Genomic DNA, 16315 nt, shown 5'->3' with positions numbered 1-16315 from the left:
CCCCGGCTGCCCGAGGAGGGTGGCCGGGGCAGCCACGCAGCGCGCGGCGGCGTTGCGGTCGGCGAAACGTCAGCGGCCATCTTTGCCGAATTTCGATAACACGTCGTTTAATGACTCTCTAGCATCGGTTCTCAGTCGCGCAGGCCGACAGGCCCGCGCCTTTCAGGAGAATCCGATGAAAGCAGAGTCGAATGGCCGGCCCGCCGCCGGCGCCAAGTCGTCCGGTCAGCCCGCGCTGCAGCAAACGCTCGGGACCTGGCAGCTGTGGGGCATCGCGGTCGGCCTCGTGATTTCCGGCGAATACTTCGGCTGGAGCTACGGCTGGGCAACCGCGGGCACGTTGGGCTTCGTGGTCACCGCGCTGTTCGTCGCCGCGATGTACACCACCTTCATCTTCAGCTTCACCGAACTGACGACGTCGATCCCGCATGCGGGCGGCCCGTTCGCGTATGCGCGCCGGGCGTTCGGCCCGGCGGGCGGCTACCTGGCCGGCGCGGCAACCCTCGTCGAATTCGTGTTCGCGCCGCCTGCGATCGCACTCGCGATCGGTGCCTATCTGCACGTGCAGTTTCCGGGGCTCGAACCGAAAAACGCGGCGATGGGCGCATATCTCGTGTTCATGGCGCTGAACATCGTCGGCGTGCAGATCGCGGCGACCTTCGAGCTGATCGTCACGCTGTTCGCGATCTTCGAGCTGCTGGTGTTCATGGGCGTCGTGTCGCCGGGCTTCGCGTGGAGCCACTTCATGAAGGGCGGCTGGTCGGGCGCCGATCATTTCAGCCTGGGCGCGTTCCACGGGATGTTCGCGGCGATTCCGTTCGCGATCTGGTTCTTCCTCGCGATCGAAGGCGTCGCGATGGCCGCCGAGGAGGCGAAGAACCCGAAGCGCTCGATTCCGATCGCCTACGTGGCCGGCATCCTGACGCTCGTCACGCTGGCGGTCGGCGTGATGGTGTTCGCCGGCGGCGCGGGCGACTGGACCAAGCTCGCGAACATCAACGACCCGCTGCCGCAGGCGATGAAGTACATCGTCGGCGCGAACAGCGGCTGGATGCACATGCTCGTGTGGCTCGGGCTGTTCGGGCTCGTCGCGTCGTTCCACGGGATCATCCTCGGTTATTCGCGCCAGATCTTCGCGCTGGCCCGCGAAGGCTACCTGCCCGAATGGCTCGCGAAGGTGCATCCGCGCTTCAAGACGCCTTACCGCGCGATCCTCGCGGGCGGCGTGGTCGGCATCGCGGCGATCTACAGCGACGAGCTGATCCAGTTCGGCGGCCAGACGCTCACCGCGAACATCGTGACGATGTCGGTGTTCGGCGCGATCGTGATGTATATCGTAAGCATGGCGTCGCTGTTCAAGCTGCGCCGTTCGCAGCCGAACATGGCGCGGCCGTTCCGCGCGCCGCTGTACCCGTTCTTCCCGGCGTTCGCGATCGTTGCGGCCCTGATTTGCCTCGGCACGATGGTGGTCTTCAACGGACTCGTGGCGATGGTGTTCGTCGCGTTCCTCGCGCTCGGCTACGCGTACTTCCTCGCGACGCGTTCGCAGCGCACGAGCGCGCCGGGCGACGCGCTGCTCGAGGAATGAGCATGGCGAACGCGAACGGCCGTTCCTGACGGCATCCGGCGCGCGCTGCCGAGCGGGGCGCGCCGTCGGCATTTGGCAAGGAGATTCGAACGATGTCCTATACGGAGACGATCGGCCCGCGCACGTACCGCTTCGCGGACCTGAAGACGCTGCTCGCGAAGGCGAGCCCGTTGCGCTCGGGCGACCAGCTCGCCGGCGTCGCGGCGGCGAGCGAGGAGGAGCGCGTCGCCGCGAAGATCGCGCTCGCGGGCGTGCCGCTGAGAGCGTTCCTGAACGAAGCGGTGGTTCCGTACGAACACGACGAGGTCACGCGCCTGATCCTCGACGATCACGACGCGGCTGCGTTCGCCGAAATCTCGCATCTGACGGTCGGCGATTTCCGCAACTGGCTGCTGTCGCCGGTGGCCGACGGTGCCGCGCTCGAACGGATCGCGCCGGGTCTCACGCCCGAGATGGTCGCGGCCGTGTCGAAGCTGATGCGCAACCAGGACCTGATCGCCGGCGCGCGCAAGCGCCGCGTGGTCACGCGTTTTCGCAACACGGTCGGGCTCGCGGGACGGATGTCGGTGCGGCTGCAGCCGAACCACCCGACCGACGACGTGAAGGGCATCGCCGCGTCGATGCTCGACGGGCTGATGTACGGCTGCGGCGACGCGATGATCGGCATCAACCCGGCGACCGACAGCCTCGCGGCGATCGTGAAGCTGCTCGCGATGATCGACGCGTTTCGCGAGCGCTACGGCGTGCCGACGCAGTCGTGCGTGCTGACTCACGTGACGAACACGATCGCGGCGATCGAGAAGGGCGCGCCGGTCGATCTGGTGTTCCAGTCGATCGCGGGCACCGAGAAGGCGAACGCGAGTTTCGGGATCTCGCTCGCGCTGCTCGGCGAGGCGCACGAGGCCGCGTTGTCGCTCAAGCGCGGCACCGTCGGCAACAACCTGATGTATTTCGAGACCGGGCAGGGCAGCGCGTTGTCGGCGAATGCTCACTTCGGCGTCGACCAGCAGACCTGCGAAGTGCGCGCGTACGCGGTCGCGCGCAAGTTCGACCCGTTCCTCGTGAACACGGTGGTCGGCTTCATCGGGCCGGAATACCTGTACGACGGCAAGCAGATCATCCGCGCGGGGCTCGAGGACCACTTCTGCGGGAAGCTGCTCGGCGTGCCGATGGGTTGCGACATCTGCTACACGAACCACGCGGAAGCCGACCAGGACGACATGGATACGCTGCTGACGCTGCTCGGTGTGGCCGGCATCAACTTCATCATGGGGATTCCGGGCGCGGACGACGTGATGCTGAACTACCAGAGCACGTCGTTTCACGATCAGCTGTACGTGCGCGACGTGCTCGGCCTGCGCCGCGCGCCCGAGTTCGAGGAGTGGCTGGAGACGATGGAAATCGCCGACGCGCATGGTGCGCTGCGCGCCGCGAGCGCGCGCGTGCCGCTGCTCGCGGGCGCGAACGACTGGATGGGGATTTCCGCATGAGCGACGCCGTCGAAAAGAACCCGTGGGCGCAGCTGAAGTCGTTCACGAACGCGCGCATCGCGCTTGGCCGCGCGGGCAACAGCCTGCCGACCGCGCCGCTGCTCGCGTTCAACCTGTCGCACGCGCAGGCGCGCGACGCGGTGCACCAGCCGCTCGATGCGGACGCGCTGCGGCGCGAGATCGACGCGGCCGGCTTCGCGACGCTCGGCGTGCAGAGCGCGGCGCCCGACCGCCAGCATTACCTGCGGCGGCCCGACCTCGGCCGCAAGCTGTCCGACGACGGGCGCGCGCTGCTGGCCGGCTATGGCGCGGCGCTCGACGACGCGCCGGACGTGGTGTTCGTGGTCGGCGACGGGCTGTCGGCGTTCGCGGCCACGAAGCAGGCGCTGCCGCTGCTGGAAGCCGTGCGTCCGCGGCTCGACGCGGACGGCTGGCGGATCGGGCCGGTGGTGGTCGCGACGCAGGCGCGCGTCGCGCTCGGCGACGAGATCGGCGAGCTGCTGCGCGCGCAGGTCGTCGCGATGCTGATCGGCGAACGGCCGGGGCTCAGCTCGCCGGACAGCCTCGGCGTGTACCTGACGTGGGCGCCGAAGGTCGGCTGCCACGACGCGCTGCGCAACTGCATCTCGAACGTGCGGCCCGAAGGGCTGCCGCATGCCGCCGCCGCGCACAAGCTGCATTACCTGATGACGCATGCGCGCCGGCTGGGCCTGACGGGCGTCGATCTGAAGGACGACAGCGATGCGCTGCTGCCGCAAGCTGAAGCGGAGCGGATCGAGGCAGAGTGATCGCGCACCGGGGGCTACTTGAACAGCCGCTCGCACACGAAGTCGACGAACACGCGCAGCTTCGGCGACAACTGCCGGCTCGACGGCCACACGATCGAGAATTGCCCCGGCGCGATCCGGTAGTCGTCGAGCACGGTGACGAGCGCGCCGCTGTCCAGCGCGTCGCTCGCGAGGAAGTCGGGCATGTAGCCGATGCCGAGCCCCGACATGACCGCGCCGCGCAGCGCTTCCATGTTGTTGCAGGTCATCACGGTGCGCAGTGTCAGCGGCGTGCCGTCGTCGTCGGCGAGCGCCCAGTCCTGCAGCTTGCCGGTGGTCGGAAAGCAGTAGCGCACGCAATCGTGCGTTGCGAGATCGCGCGGCGCATGCGGCGTGCCGGCCCGCACGAGATACGCGGGCGTCGCGCACAGCACGAACCCGAACGGGCCGAGCCGCCGCGACATCAGGCGCGAATCCGACAGCGGACCGCTGCGGATCACCGCGTCGAAGCCGCCTTCGACGACATCCACCATCCGGTCGTTGAAATCCAGGTCGAGCTCGACGTCCGGATAGCGCTGCTTGAATTCGGGCAGCACCGGCAGCAGGAACCGGTAGCCGATCACCGGCAGGCTCACGCGCAGCTTGCCGCGCGGGCGCTGCGCGGACGCCGTCACGGTCGCTTCGGCATCGCGGAAATCCTCGAGGATGCGCTGGCAGCGCTCGTAGAAGTGGCGTCCTTCGTCGGTCAGCGTGACGCGCCGCGTCGTGCGGTTGAACAGGCGCACGCCGAGCGACTGCTCGAGCCGCGCGATCGTCTTGCCGACCGCCGATGCCGAGATGCCGAGCGCGCGGCCGGCCGCGACGAAGCTGAGCGCTTCGGCGGTGCGCACGAAGGCGGCGATGCCGTTCAGGTTTTCCATCGACGTAAGCGGGTTGGCCCGGTACGGGGCAATTACGGAATTTTAGTCCGTTATGTACGGAGCTTCGCATGGTTTTTCGCGGATTGAATCGGATTTATCTTCTGTCGCTCTGACGGCGCGTCCGCGCCGGCTTTTCGAGGAGCGATGATGGATCAGCCTTTTTCAGCCGCGTCGACGCAGTCGGCACGCCGGCGTGCGTGGGTGCTGGCCGCCGTCTGCCTGGCCGCCGTTGCGCTGCCGCTGTCGTTTTCGGGCGGGGCGGTCGCGACGCCCGCGATCGGCCGCGACCTGCATGGCGGGCCGGTCGCGATGAACTGGATCACCAATGCATTCATGCTCGCGTTCGGCAGCTGCCTGATGGCGGCGGGCGCGCTCGCCGACCAGTTCGGCCGCAAGCGCGTGTTCGCGATCGGCGTCGGCGGCTTCACGCTGATGTCGGTCGCGCTCGCGTTCGCGCCGTCGATGCTCGCGGTCGACTTGCTGCGGGCCGCGCAAGGGCTCGCGGCGGCCGCGGCGCTCGCGGGCGGCACGGCGGCGCTCGCGCAGGAGTTCGACGGCGCGGCGCGCACGCGTGCATTCAGCCTGCTCGGCACGACCTTCGGGATCGGGCTCGCGTTCGGGCCCGTGCTCGCCGGCTGCCTGATCGCGCACTACGGCTGGCGCGCGATCTTCGTCACGGGCGCGGTGGCCGGCGCGCTGTCGCTCGGCGTCGGGCTGCCGCGCATGCACGAGTCGCGCGATCCGCATGCAACGGGGCTCGACTGGCCCGGCACCGCAGCGTTCACCACGGCGCTGACGCTGTTCACGTTCGGCGTGATCGAGGCGCCCGCGCGCGGCTGGGCGGATCCGCTCGTCGTCGCGCTGCTGGCGGGCGCGGCGCTCGGCGCGGCGGCGTTCGTCGCGATCGAGACGCGGGTGGCGCGGCCGATGCTCGACCTGTCGCTGTTTCGCATTGCCCGTTTCGTCGGCGTGCAGGTGCTGCCGGTGTCGACCTGCTGCTGCTACATCGTGCTGCTCGTCGTGCTGCCGCTGCGCTTCATCGGCATCGACGGCTTCAGCGAAATCGACGCGGGCTGGCTGATGCTCGCGATTTCCGCGCCGATGCTGGTCGTGCCGCTCGTGGCGGCGACGCTCGCGCGCTGGCTGTCGCCCGGCGTGATCTCCGGGATCGGGCTGCTGATCGCGGCCACGGGGCTCGTATGGCTGGGCATCGCGCTGCGCGGCGGCGCGGGACCGGCGGCGATCGCGCCGATGCTCGCGATCGGTGTCGGGGCCGGGATGCCGTGGGGGCTGATGGACGGGCTGTCGGTCAGCGTCGTGCCGAAGGAGCGGGCGGGGATGGCGACCGGAATCTTCAGCACGACTCGCGTGGCCGGCGAAGGGATCGCGCTCGCGATCGTCGGGGCAGTGCTGGCAGCGCTCGCGCATGCCGACTTGTCGCAGGCGGCGGCCGGTACATCAGGCGCGGCCGACACGACGCTGCGCGCGGCCGCGCGGCTCGCGACCGGCGATCTCGCCGGTGCGGCCGTCGTGTTGCCGGGTGTCGGTCATGCGGCACTGCTCGCGAGCTATACGCATGCGTTCGATCGGCTGCTGATCGGGCTGGCGGTCGTGACGGTGCTGTGCGCAGGCGTGGTGTTCGCGTTTCTCGGCGCGCGGGCGGTGGAGGCCGACGCTGACGCGCAGGAGGATGCAGGGGCCCATCCGCATGTCGACGCGTCGGTGCGTTGCCGGACCGACGCGGATTGCGCGGAGACGAGTGGGCGATGAGTGGTGTGTCGTCGGGAGTTGGTACGGCGGTAATGGTGCGCGGGGCATTCGCGCATTTCGTCCTCACCGTCAGCGCGCATTGACGATCTGCATCGTGTGCGAATCCTCGAGCGTTGCATTGCGCCACTCGACGTATCACGTCGGTACGCGTCGCGGCGACGCGGTGTCTGCGGCGCTGTTTCGACAGCGGCAAAAAGCGAGAACGCCGCGCGTCAGGCCAGCACGAGCGGCGGCAGCGCTTCGTCGGCCCGCACATGCGCACGGTCCACTTCAACGACCACATAACGCAGCGCATGGGGCCACAGGTGCGCATGGCTTCCCGCATCCTCGTCGATCGTCGCGCGTCCCTGCACGAGCCATGTCGTCTGCCCGACGAAATCGACGAACAGCAGCGCGATGGCCGGATTCACGAGCAGGTTGCCGATCGTGTTGAACAGGTTGTTGCCGGCGAAATCGGGCAACACCAGCGTGCGACGATCGGGCAGGTCGACGAGCGGACAGAACGTCCCGTCCGCGCGCGGTTGCCGGCCGCGGTACGAACAGTCGCTGTCGCCCGCAGTATTGGCGGTCGCGACGATCAGGAATGCCTGCTCGCGGATGAACGCGATGGCGTTGTCGCTCAGAGGGCCGGGGTCGTTCATGGTGTCGGTCGGTGTGTGTGGCCGATGCGTGCGAATACAGCGCCAGCACGCAAGCGACATGCCACGCAGCGGGCGTCACACGCGATGCGCCGCTGCGTATCGGCACTGTGGAAAATCCGAACACCTGCCGCGCCGGTGTGCCGGCGCGGTGTTCAGAATCGGTACACCCGTTCATCGCGCGCGAGCCGCGCCTGCGGCGAGCGGCCGGGCGCACCGTTCCTGTTCCATCCCGGTTTCGTTTGGCACGCATGTTGCGTGAACGGTGCAGCGCGATCCAACCGGCGCTGTATTCAACACAAGCCAAGCACGATGAACAGGAGACATGTATGAATCCGTTTGACCTGAAACAACTGGGCCTCGACGTCGAATATCCGTACCGTCAGCAGTACGACAACTACATCGGCGGCAAGTGGGTTCCGCCGGTGAAGGGCGAGTATTTCGAGAACGTGTCGCCGATCAACGGCAAGCCGTTCTGCCGCGTGCCGCGCTCGAGCGCCGACGACATCGACGTCGCACTCGACGCCGCGCATGCCGCACGCCGCAAGTGGGGCAAGACGTCGGCGGCCGAGCGCGCGAACCTGCTGCTCGCCGCCGCCGACCGGATGGAGAAGAACCTGAAGCTGCTCGCGGTGGCCGAGACGATCGACAACGGCAAGCCGCTGCGCGAGACGATGGCAGCCGACCTGCCGCTCGCGGTCGACCACTTCCGCTATTTCGCGGGCTGCATCCGCGCGCAGGAAGGTGGCATTTCGGAAATCGACGACAACACCGTCGCCTATCACTTCCATGAGCCGCTCGGCGTCGTCGGGCAGATCATTCCGTGGAACTTCCCGCTGCTGATGGCCGCGTGGAAGCTCGCGCCGGCGCTCGCGGCCGGCTGCTGCGTGGTGATGAAGCCGGCCGAGCAGACGCCCGCGTCGGTGCTGGTGCTGATGGAGCTGATCGGCGACCTGTTCCCGGCCGGCACGATCAACATCGTCAACGGCTTCGGCAAGGAAGCGGGCGAGGCGCTCGCGACCAGCAAGCGGATCGCGAAGATCGCGTTCACCGGTTCGACGCCGGTCGGCAAGCACATCCTGCATGCGGCGGCCGACAACCTGATCCCGTCGACGGTCGAGCTCGGCGGCAAGAGCCCGAACATCTTCTTCGCCGACGTGCTCGACCAGGACGACGCATTCCTCGACAAGGCGCTCGAAGGGCTCGCGATGTTCGCGCTGAACCAGGGCGAAGTGTGCACGTGCCCGTCACGGATCCTGATCCAGGAATCGATCTACGAACGCTTCATCGAGAAGGCGGTGGCGCGCGTCGAGCGCATCAAGGCCGGCCACCCGCTCGACCTGCAGACGATGATCGGCGCACAGGCATCGCAGCAGCAGCTCGACAAGATCCTGTCGTACATCGACATCGGCCGCGACGAAGGCGCGCAATGCCTGACGGGCGGCGAGCGCACGGCGCCGGCGGCCGAGCTCGGCACGGGCTACTACGTGAAGCCGACGATGCTGCTCGGCAACAACAAGATGCGCGTGTTCCAGGAAGAGATCTTCGGGCCGGTCGCGTCGGTGATGACGTTCAAGGACGAGCAGGAAGCGATCGAACTCGCGAACGACACGTTCTACGGGCTCGGCGCGGGCGTGTGGACGCGCAACGGTACGCGTGCGTACCGGATGGGCCGCGAGGTCGAGGCTGGCCGCGTGTGGACCAACTGCTACCACCTGTACCCGGCGCACGCGGCGTTCGGCGGCTACAAGCAGTCGGGCATCGGTCGCGAGACGCACAAGATGGCGCTGTCGAACTATCAGCAGACAAAGTGCCTGCTGGTCAGCTACCAGGCCGAGGCGCTCGGGTTCTTCTGATCGCTGAAGCAGGCGGCGACGTGCCGGAGCCGGCCAGCAGCGCAACGCTGGCCGGTACGGTTGCCGGTTGCGGCCGGTTGCGGCCGGCGGCGGATGTCGCGGAAGGTTCGACGGCCGGACGATGCCTGTCGGGCCGTCGAGCGGCGCCCGCACCGACGCAATGCGCCGACGACCGTTCGTCCGGCACGTCGCCGTTTTCGCCTTTCGACTCGCGGCATCGGTAGCCGTACGGGGTACACCGACGGGCCTGACGGAAACCAGCATGACAGAACCGCCCCGATCCTATCCGCGCCACCCGGTGTTTCATGCGGGTGAGCTCGACGCGCATCACCGGTTCGGTGTCGCTGACGAAGCCGAGCGGATGAGCGACGTCGTGACGACACGGCTGAGCATCGGCGTGCGGCAGTTCGTCGAATCGCAGCCGTTCATGTTCGTCGGCGCGACGAGCGGCGGGCCGGCGCACGTGACCTGCGACATCGTGCAGAGCATGCGCGACGCGAACGGCGACCTGTGGCCGGTCGTGCGCGTGATCGACACGAAGACGCTGCGCTTCGCGCTGCCGATGCGCGGCGCAGGCGAGCGGATCGATGCGCTCGCCTGCGACGGCAGCGGCGTCGGGTTGCTGTTCATCGATTTCGTGCGCGGCATCCGCTACCGGATCAACGGCCGCGCGACGTTGCGTACCGATCTGCCGGAAGCGGACGCGGCGCCCTGGCCGGCCGGCAGCCCGATCGTCGAACTGGCGGTCGTGCAGGCGTACGGCAACTGCGGCACGCGGGTCGTGCGGTTGCGTCCCGGCGCGTAGCCCGCTGCTTCTCGCAACCGCCAGCCGCCGGCCGTGCATATGTCGCACCCGCGTGGTGCGCGGCACGCCGTCTCCGGGTGCGCCCGCATGGCGGGCATCGGCCGGGCAGCGTGGAATGACGGGCTTGTCGCCGGACCGCCCGGTTCGGCACGGGACTTGCGTGATGGACGCGGTTCCGGGCAGGTGAGGAGAACACGATGGATCAACGAGTGGAGTGCATCGACGAGCCGACGGCCGAGGATACGTGGTGCAGCGCGCAGGGTGACGACGCGCTGGCCGGCCAGGCCGTGGTCAGCGTCGCGCACGACGCCGACGAGCAGGCGCGCAACCTGATCGGCTGGCGACAGACCTACGACCAGCTCGCGGCCGGCCGCTTCGTCGGCACGCTGACCGAGTTGCCGCTCGACACGATGAAGCTGTTTCGCGAATCGACCAGCCACCTGCTGCGCCAGGCGTGCGAAGTGCGCGGCGACGCGTACTGGTTCGGCGTCCCGCTGGTCAGCGACGGCACGGCGCGCGTCGACGCGTGCCGCATCGGGCCCGGCGCGCTCGCGTTCCGGCCGGGCAACGTCGAATTCGAATTGCTGACGCCCGCGCAGTTCTCTATCTATGGCGTCGTCGTGCGCGGCGACGTGCTGCGCCGTTATGCGGAGGAGGTCGAACATCGCGCGCTCGACGAGCGGCTGTTCACGCAGCACGTGATCCAGGTTGGCGACACGCGGCTCGCGCGCCTGTGTGCACTGCTCGGCCGCCGGCTCGACGGCGCGGCGGCCGTGAACGGCCCGCTGCCGGACGCGCAGCGCGACGACCTGCAGGCCGACGTGCTGGCTGCGTTGTTCGACGCGTGCGCGCAACCGGCGGACGACGGGGCCGGCGGCGCACCGTCGACGCGGCGCTGGATCGTCGAGCAGGCACGTGAATACGTGCTCGCCCATCGCACGCGGCCGGTCGGCGTGCCCGAGCTGTGCGAGCAGCTTCACGTGAGCCGGCGCACGCTGCAGTACTGTTTCCAGGACGTGCTCGGCATGGCGCCCGCGACCTATCTGCGCACGCTGCGGCTGAACGGTGCGCGGCGCGACCTGTGCGGGCGGGCGGCGGGTTCGGTGCAGGACGTCGCGGAAGCGTGGGGTTTCTGGCATCTGAGCCAGTTCGCGACCGACTACCGGCGGCTGTTCGGCAAGCGGCCGTCGGAAACGCTGCGCGACCGCGTGGCGATGGTGGCTGCCGGGTGAGCTACGCGGCCGCGCGTGGATGCCGCTGCCGCGTTCCGTTTCGCTGTCAGGCGCTGGCCGCCGCTTCGCGCGGCGCCGGCCACGGCAGCGCATCCCAGTCGATCGCCCGGTAAGTGGCGTCGACCGCGGCGAGATCGTCCGGTCGCTCGCTGCGATGCAGTCCGTGCAATTCGCCCGGCACGTCGAGCGCAACCGGTGCGCAGTGCGGATAGTCGCGCACGCGCAGCGCCGGCGCGATCGTCGTGAAACAGCCGAGCGTCGGCACGTCGAAGCCGTCGGCGAGATGCAGTGCGGCCGTATCGGGCGCAAACAGCGCGCTCGCTCCCTTGATCCATGCAATGAAGCACGCGGTGTCGGTCGCGTCGCGACTCACGTCGACGTAGGCGGGATGCGCGACGGGGCCGAACCCGACCACCGGCAGCCCGTAGCGCTGCACCAGCTGTTCGACGAACGCCGCGCGCAGCGCCGGCGGCACGCTGCGCACCGCGGTGCTCGCGTTCGGGCAGAACAGCACGTACGGTCGCCGCCATTCGGCCGGCAGCGCGGGCAGGCGCAACTGCGCGAGCCAGCGATTGCGCTTCGCGGCGGCCGGCACGGCGGCCGGATCCGCGCCGAGCGCGTCGAGAAAGAAGTCGATCATCGGCAGCCGCGCGAATGCGGGCCAGTACAGGTGATTGCCGAGATCGATGCACGGCGCGTGTGCGGGCAGCGTTTCGACGGCGCATGGCAACTGGCGCGATGGTGCGACGACGTCGGCGGCGAGCGCATACAGCGCGTCGACGTAGCGCGGCGCGCGGGCCGGCCGGTACAGCGTGAAGTTCAGGCCCGGATGCAGGGCGCGCAGTGCGGCGAGCGCGGTCAGCCCGATCACCGAATCGCCGAGTGCGACGCCCATCCCGTTGATGACGTGCACGTCCGTCTCGCGGTCGTAGTCGAGCCGGAACGGCCGATGCGCGGCGTGCAGCAGGCCGAGCGCCGGCGCGGCCGGCACGTGGCCTTCCGCGCGACCGGTGCCGTGCTCGATGTCGTACGGCGCGACGAGCGTGCCGTCGGGCGCGAGCAGCGTGCCGGGATGCGCCAGCGCGTCGTCGTGCGACAACGCGGGGCCAGCCGGCGCGGCACGCCTGTCCACGCTCATTCGCCGCGTGCGCGGCGGCCCTGTTCGCGAATCTGCTCGAGTGTCGCGGCCGGCGTGCTGGCGTCCTGCGGGATGCGGATCTCGATCAGCGCCGGCAACCCGCAGGTCAGCGCGCGCTCCAGCGCGGGGGCGAAGTCCGCGGTGCGCTCGACCGTCTCGCCATGCGCGCCGAACGCGCGCGCATAGGCGGCGAAATCGGGGTTCGTGAGCCCCGTGCCATGCACGCGGCCCGGATAGTTGCGCTCCTGATGCATGCGGATCGTGCCGAAATGCCCGTTGTTGACGACGATTGCGACGATGTTCAGCCCGTACTGCATCGCGGTCGCGAGCTCGTTGCCGGCCATCATGAAGCAGCCGTCGCCGGCGAGCGCGACGACGGCGCGCGACGGGTACAGCGACTTCGCGGCCAGCGCTGCCGGTAGCCCGTAGCCCATCGCGCCGCTGGTCGGCGCGAGCTGCGAGCGGAAGTGCCGGTACGCGAAGTGGCGATGCAGCCAGATCGCGTAGTTGCCGGCGCCGTTGGTCAGGATCGCGTCGTGCGGCAGGCGCTCGCGCAGTTGCACCATCACGTCGCCGAGCTGGACGTCGCCCGGCATCGGCAGCGGCGCATGCCATTCGCGGTACGCGCGATGCGCGTCGGCGGCCGTGCCGGCCCACACCGGCTGCGCCGGCGGTTCGAGTGCGGCGAGCGGCGCCGCGATCTCGGGCATCCCCGACACGATCGGCAGGTCGGCCGCATACACGCGGCCGAGTTCATCCGCGCCCTGGTGCACGTGGACCAGCGTCTGGCGGGTCTTCGGGATGTCGAGCAGCGTGTAGCCGCCCGTCGTCGCTTCGCCGAGGCGCGGCCCGATCACGAGCAGCAGGTCGGCCTCGCGGATGCGCTTGCCGAGCGCCGGATTGATCCCGAGGCCGACGTCGCCCGCGTAGTTCGGATGCGCGTTGTCGAACGTGTCCTGGAAGCGGAACGCGCATGCGACCGGCACCTGCCAGCGCTCGACGAAGGTGCGCAGGTTCGCGCACGCATCGGGCGTCCAGCCGCTGCCGCCGACGATCACGAACGGCCGCTCGGCGCGCGCGAGCCGTTCGCGCAGCTCGTCGAGCTGCGCGGCCGACGGCGACGCCGCGATGCGTTTCGCGGCCGGCGCGACCGGCTGCGGCGCGCATGCTTCGGACAGCACGTCTTCCGGCAGCGCGATCACGACCGGGCCGGGGCGGCCGGAGGTCGCGACGTGGAACGCATGGCTTAGGTATTCGGGAATGCGGCGCGGGTCGTCGATCTGCGCGACCCATTTCGCCATCTGGCCGAACATCCGGCGGTAGTCGATTTCCTGGAAGGCTTCGCGGTCGAGGTGCTCGCGGGCGCACTGGCCGACGAACAGGATCATCGGCGTCGAATCCTGAAACGCGGTGTGCACGCCGATCGACGCATGGGTCGCACCGGGCCCGCGCGTGACGAATGCAATGCCGGGGCGGCCGGTCAGCTTGCCGACCGCCTCCGCCATGTTCGCGGCCGCCGCTTCGTGGCGACAGACGACCGTCTGGATGCGCGCGGTGTCGTCCGCCAGCGCATCGAGTACGGCGAGAAAGCTCTCGCCCGGCACGCAGAACGCCCGTTCGACGTGATTGGCGAGCAACGCATCGACGAGCAAGCGTGCGCCGGTGGTGGCGCGCGGCTCGAGATCCTTGGAATGCGACATGGGCTGCCGTCTCCCTGGGTAGCGGGACGTACAGCTTACGCCCGTACGCCGGCCGTTGAAAAGTGTCGGAACGCGGAGCGATTCGGGCAGCACGTGTTCCACGCGCCGGCTTCGGCTGGCCGAACGGCCAGCTTGTGCACACGGAGGCGATGGTGAAAAGTGGGCGTTCAGCGGCGAATCGGTGCTTCACGGCCAATCGACGAACGGAACGCCATTGGAAGGCTTATGTACACACATGGATTTACATCGCAGACCGCATCGGATAATGTACATCCTGTGTACATCCGAGCGGAGATCGACATGCATACCACGAAGGTATTCCGGAACGGCAACTCGCAGGCCGTGCGGATTCCTGCCGACCTCGCCTATGAGCGTAGCGATATCGAGCTGGAAATCGAGCGCGTCGGTGACGAAATCCGTATTCGGCCGAAGCGGCGGCCTTTGACCCATGTACTCCAGACATTCGCGAAGTTCGGGCCGGACTTCATGACCGAAGGGCGTGGGGATCAGGAGCAGACCGAACGCGAGGGTTGGTGATGCCGCGCTACATGCTCGACACCAACATGTGCATCTATTTGATGAGGCATCAGCCGGAGCCGGTCGCGAGACGATTTGCGCAGTGTTACACGGGGGACGTCGTGATGTCGGCGATCACGTACGCCGAGCTGGAGTACGGTGTCGCCGTGTGCGCGAGTCCTGCACGGGAGCGCCGCAATCTTGCCGCGCTGATCGACGATATTCCTGTCGCGCCGTTCGACGTCGCGGCTGCGCAAGCGTACGGCCCGGTTCGCGAGGCCACGCGCGAGCGGAAGAAGGATCACCTCGACAAACTGATCGCCGCACATGCGGTGTCGCTCGACGTCGTCCTCGTGACCAACAACGAGCGGGATTTCGTCAGCTATCCGGGATTGCGGCTGGAGAATTGGCTGAGCGACTAGCGTCGGGTGTCATTGTCCGGCGGTAATGCGGGGTATCGATCCGCCCCGCGTTACCGCCGGCGCCAGACATCAGCACTCGACGATATTCACCGCCAGCCCGCCGCGCGACGTTTCCTTGTACTTCGTCTTCATGTCGGCGCCCGTCTCGCGCATCGTCTTGATCACCGAATCGAGCGACACATAGTGCGAGCCGTCGCCGCGCAGCGCCATGCGCGCGGCGTTGACGGCCTTCACCGATGCCATCGCATTACGCTCGATGCACGGAATCTGCACCATCCCGCCGACCGGATCGCAGGTGAGGCCGAGGTTGTGCTCCATCCCGATCTCGGCCGCGTTCTCGACCTGGCGCGGCGTACCGCCGAGCACGGCCGCGAGCGCGCCGGCCGCCATCGAGCACGCGACGCCCACTTCACCCTGGCAGCCCACTTCCGCACCCGAAATCGACGCGTTGAGCTTGTAAAGAATGCCGATCGCGGCAGCCGTCAGCAGGAAGTCGATCACGCCTTGCTCGTTCGCCCCCGGCGTGAAGCGCGTGTAGTAATGCAGCACGGCCGGGATGATGCCGGCTGCGCCGTTGGTCGGCGCGGTGACCACACGGCCGCCGGCGGCGTTTTCCTCGTTGACGGCGATCGCGTAGAGGTTGATCCAGTCGACCATCGACAGCGGATCCTGCAGCGCGCGCTCCGGGTTGCCGGTCAGCGCGCGATACAGTTGCGGCGCGCGGCGCTTGACCTGGAACGGGCCGGGCAGGTTGCCGTCGGCTTCCGGGTTGCCGATCCCGCAGCCGCGCGACACGCACGACTGCATCACGGCCCAGATCTTCAGCAGCCCGTCGCGCGTTTCTTCCTCGGTGTGCCACGTGCGCTCGTTTTCCCACATCAGCTGCGCGATCGACTTGCCGGTCGACTCGGTCAGCGCGAGCAGCTCGGCGCCGGTGCGAAACGGATGCGTCATCTGCTCGGCCGCGCTCAGCACCTTCGTGTTCGGCGCGCCGGCCGTCACGACGAAACCGCCGCCGACCGACAGGTAGGTTCGTTCGACCAGCACCGTGCCGTTCGCGTCGGACGCGCGCAGCTTCATCCCGTTCGGGTGCTCGGGCAGCGCCTGCCGGTAGAACGCGATGTTCTCCTTGAGCACGAACGGCACCGGATGCGTGCCGAGCAGCGCGAGCTGCCTGGTCTTGCGGATGTCCTCGAGCCGCGCGTCGATCGTCTCGGGATCGACGGTGTCGGGCGCGTCGCCGAGCAGGCCGAGCATCACGCCGCGGTCGGTGCCGTGGCCCTTGCCGGTTGCGCCGAGCGAGCCGTACAGCTCGACCTTCACGTTGGCCGTCGCGTCGAGCAGCCCGTCGCGCTCGAGGCCCTGGACGAACATCAGCGCCGCGCGCATTGGTCCGACCGTATGCGAACTGGACGGACCGATGCCGATCTTGAAGAGGTCAAACACGCTGACTGCCATTTTGATACCTGCCTT

14 protein-coding genes are annotated in these 16315 nt (G+C 68.7%); 9 read left to right on the top strand and 5 right to left on the bottom strand.

The window, feature by feature from the left end:
• Positions 1-175 precede the first annotated feature (175 nt).
• From eat to eutC, 3 genes are all read left to right on the top strand, one after another.
• Entirely contained in the window at positions 176-1588 is a 1413-nt protein-coding gene (gene eat, locus BX604_RS07010; RefSeq protein WP_098550128.1) for an ethanolamine permease, read from the top strand.
• 92 nt (positions 1589-1680) lie between these two features.
• Positions 1681-3078 (top strand): ethanolamine ammonia-lyase subunit EutB, encoded by a 1398-nt coding sequence (locus tag BX604_RS07005; protein WP_098550127.1) that lies wholly within the window; start codon positions 1681-1683, stop codon positions 3076-3078.
• A complete protein-coding gene (eutC, locus tag BX604_RS07000) occupies positions 3075-3866 on the top strand; it encodes an ethanolamine ammonia-lyase subunit EutC (RefSeq protein WP_098550126.1) in 792 nt (263 codons plus the stop codon). Before BX604_RS07005 ends, eutC begins: the two co-directional genes overlap by 4 nt.
• Before the next feature lie 14 nt (positions 3867-3880).
• Here eutC and BX604_RS06995 read toward each other — a convergent pair whose 3' ends face one another.
• Entirely contained in the window at positions 3881-4765 is an 885-nt protein-coding gene (locus tag BX604_RS06995; protein ID WP_098550125.1) for a LysR family transcriptional regulator, read from the bottom strand.
• 147 nt (positions 4766-4912) lie between these two features.
• Between BX604_RS06995 and BX604_RS06990 the strand changes: the two genes are divergently transcribed.
• Positions 4913-6535 carry an MFS transporter gene (locus tag BX604_RS06990; protein WP_098550124.1) on the top strand — a complete coding sequence of 541 codons (1623 nt, stop codon included), beginning with the start codon at positions 4913-4915 and terminating at the stop codon, positions 6533-6535.
• A 212-nt stretch (positions 6536-6747) separates the two neighbouring features.
• On the opposite strand, the gene BX604_RS06985 is transcribed toward BX604_RS06990, so the two are convergent.
• Positions 6748-7176 carry a pyridoxamine 5'-phosphate oxidase family protein gene (locus tag BX604_RS06985; RefSeq protein ID WP_098550123.1) on the bottom strand — a complete coding sequence of 143 codons (429 nt, stop codon included), beginning with the start codon at positions 7174-7176 and terminating at the stop codon, positions 6748-6750.
• Positions 7177-7502: 326 nt separating this feature from the next.
• Here BX604_RS06985 and exaC point away from each other — a divergent pair, with 326 nt between their 5' ends.
• From exaC to BX604_RS06970, 3 genes are all read left to right on the top strand, one after another.
• On the top strand, positions 7503-9029 hold the full coding sequence (gene exaC, locus BX604_RS06980) for an acetaldehyde dehydrogenase ExaC (protein WP_098550122.1): 1527 nt from the start codon (positions 7503-7505) through the stop codon (positions 9027-9029).
• A gap of 262 nt (positions 9030-9291) precedes the next feature.
• Positions 9292-9834, top strand: coding sequence for a hypothetical protein (locus tag BX604_RS06975; protein ID WP_098550121.1), 543 nt, complete (start codon positions 9292-9294; stop codon positions 9832-9834).
• 197 nt (positions 9835-10031) lie between these two features.
• The gene (locus BX604_RS06970) at positions 10032-11066 is read left to right on the top strand and encodes a helix-turn-helix domain-containing protein (protein WP_098550120.1); all 1035 of its coding nucleotides are present in this window, start codon (positions 10032-10034) and stop codon (positions 11064-11066) included.
• A 46-nt stretch (positions 11067-11112) separates the two neighbouring features.
• Here BX604_RS06970 and BX604_RS06965 read toward each other — a convergent pair whose 3' ends face one another.
• Positions 11113-12204, bottom strand: coding sequence for a glycosyltransferase family 9 protein (locus tag BX604_RS06965; protein WP_098550119.1), 1092 nt, complete (start codon positions 12202-12204; stop codon positions 11113-11115).
• Positions 12201-13904 (bottom strand): thiamine pyrophosphate-binding protein, encoded by a 1704-nt coding sequence (locus tag BX604_RS06960; RefSeq protein WP_098550118.1) that lies wholly within the window; start codon positions 13902-13904, stop codon positions 12201-12203. Before BX604_RS06960 ends, BX604_RS06965 begins: the two co-directional genes overlap by 4 nt.
• A gap of 300 nt (positions 13905-14204) precedes the next feature.
• Here BX604_RS06960 and vapB point away from each other — a divergent pair, with 300 nt between their 5' ends.
• The gene (gene vapB, locus BX604_RS06955; protein ID WP_098552730.1) at positions 14205-14441 is read left to right on the top strand and encodes a type II toxin-antitoxin system VapB family antitoxin; all 237 of its coding nucleotides are present in this window, start codon (positions 14205-14207) and stop codon (positions 14439-14441) included.
• Positions 14441-14842 (top strand): type II toxin-antitoxin system VapC family toxin, encoded by a 402-nt coding sequence (locus BX604_RS06950; protein WP_098550117.1) that lies wholly within the window; start codon positions 14441-14443, stop codon positions 14840-14842. The genes vapB and BX604_RS06950 overlap by 1 nt, the downstream gene beginning before the upstream one ends.
• A 69-nt stretch (positions 14843-14911) precedes the next feature.
• Here the strand turns inward: BX604_RS06950 and BX604_RS06945 are convergent, their stop codons facing one another.
• The gene (locus BX604_RS06945; RefSeq protein WP_098550116.1) at positions 14912-16300 is read right to left on the bottom strand and encodes an L-serine ammonia-lyase; all 1389 of its coding nucleotides are present in this window, start codon (positions 16298-16300) and stop codon (positions 14912-14914) included.
• Positions 16301-16315: the final 15 nt, after the last annotated feature.

Source organism: Burkholderia sp. JKS000303 (assembly GCF_002563755.1).
Classification (GTDB): domain Bacteria; phylum Pseudomonadota; class Gammaproteobacteria; order Burkholderiales; family Burkholderiaceae; genus Burkholderia; species Burkholderia anthina_B.
This window is presented reverse-complemented; position numbering and strand designations above follow the sequence as displayed.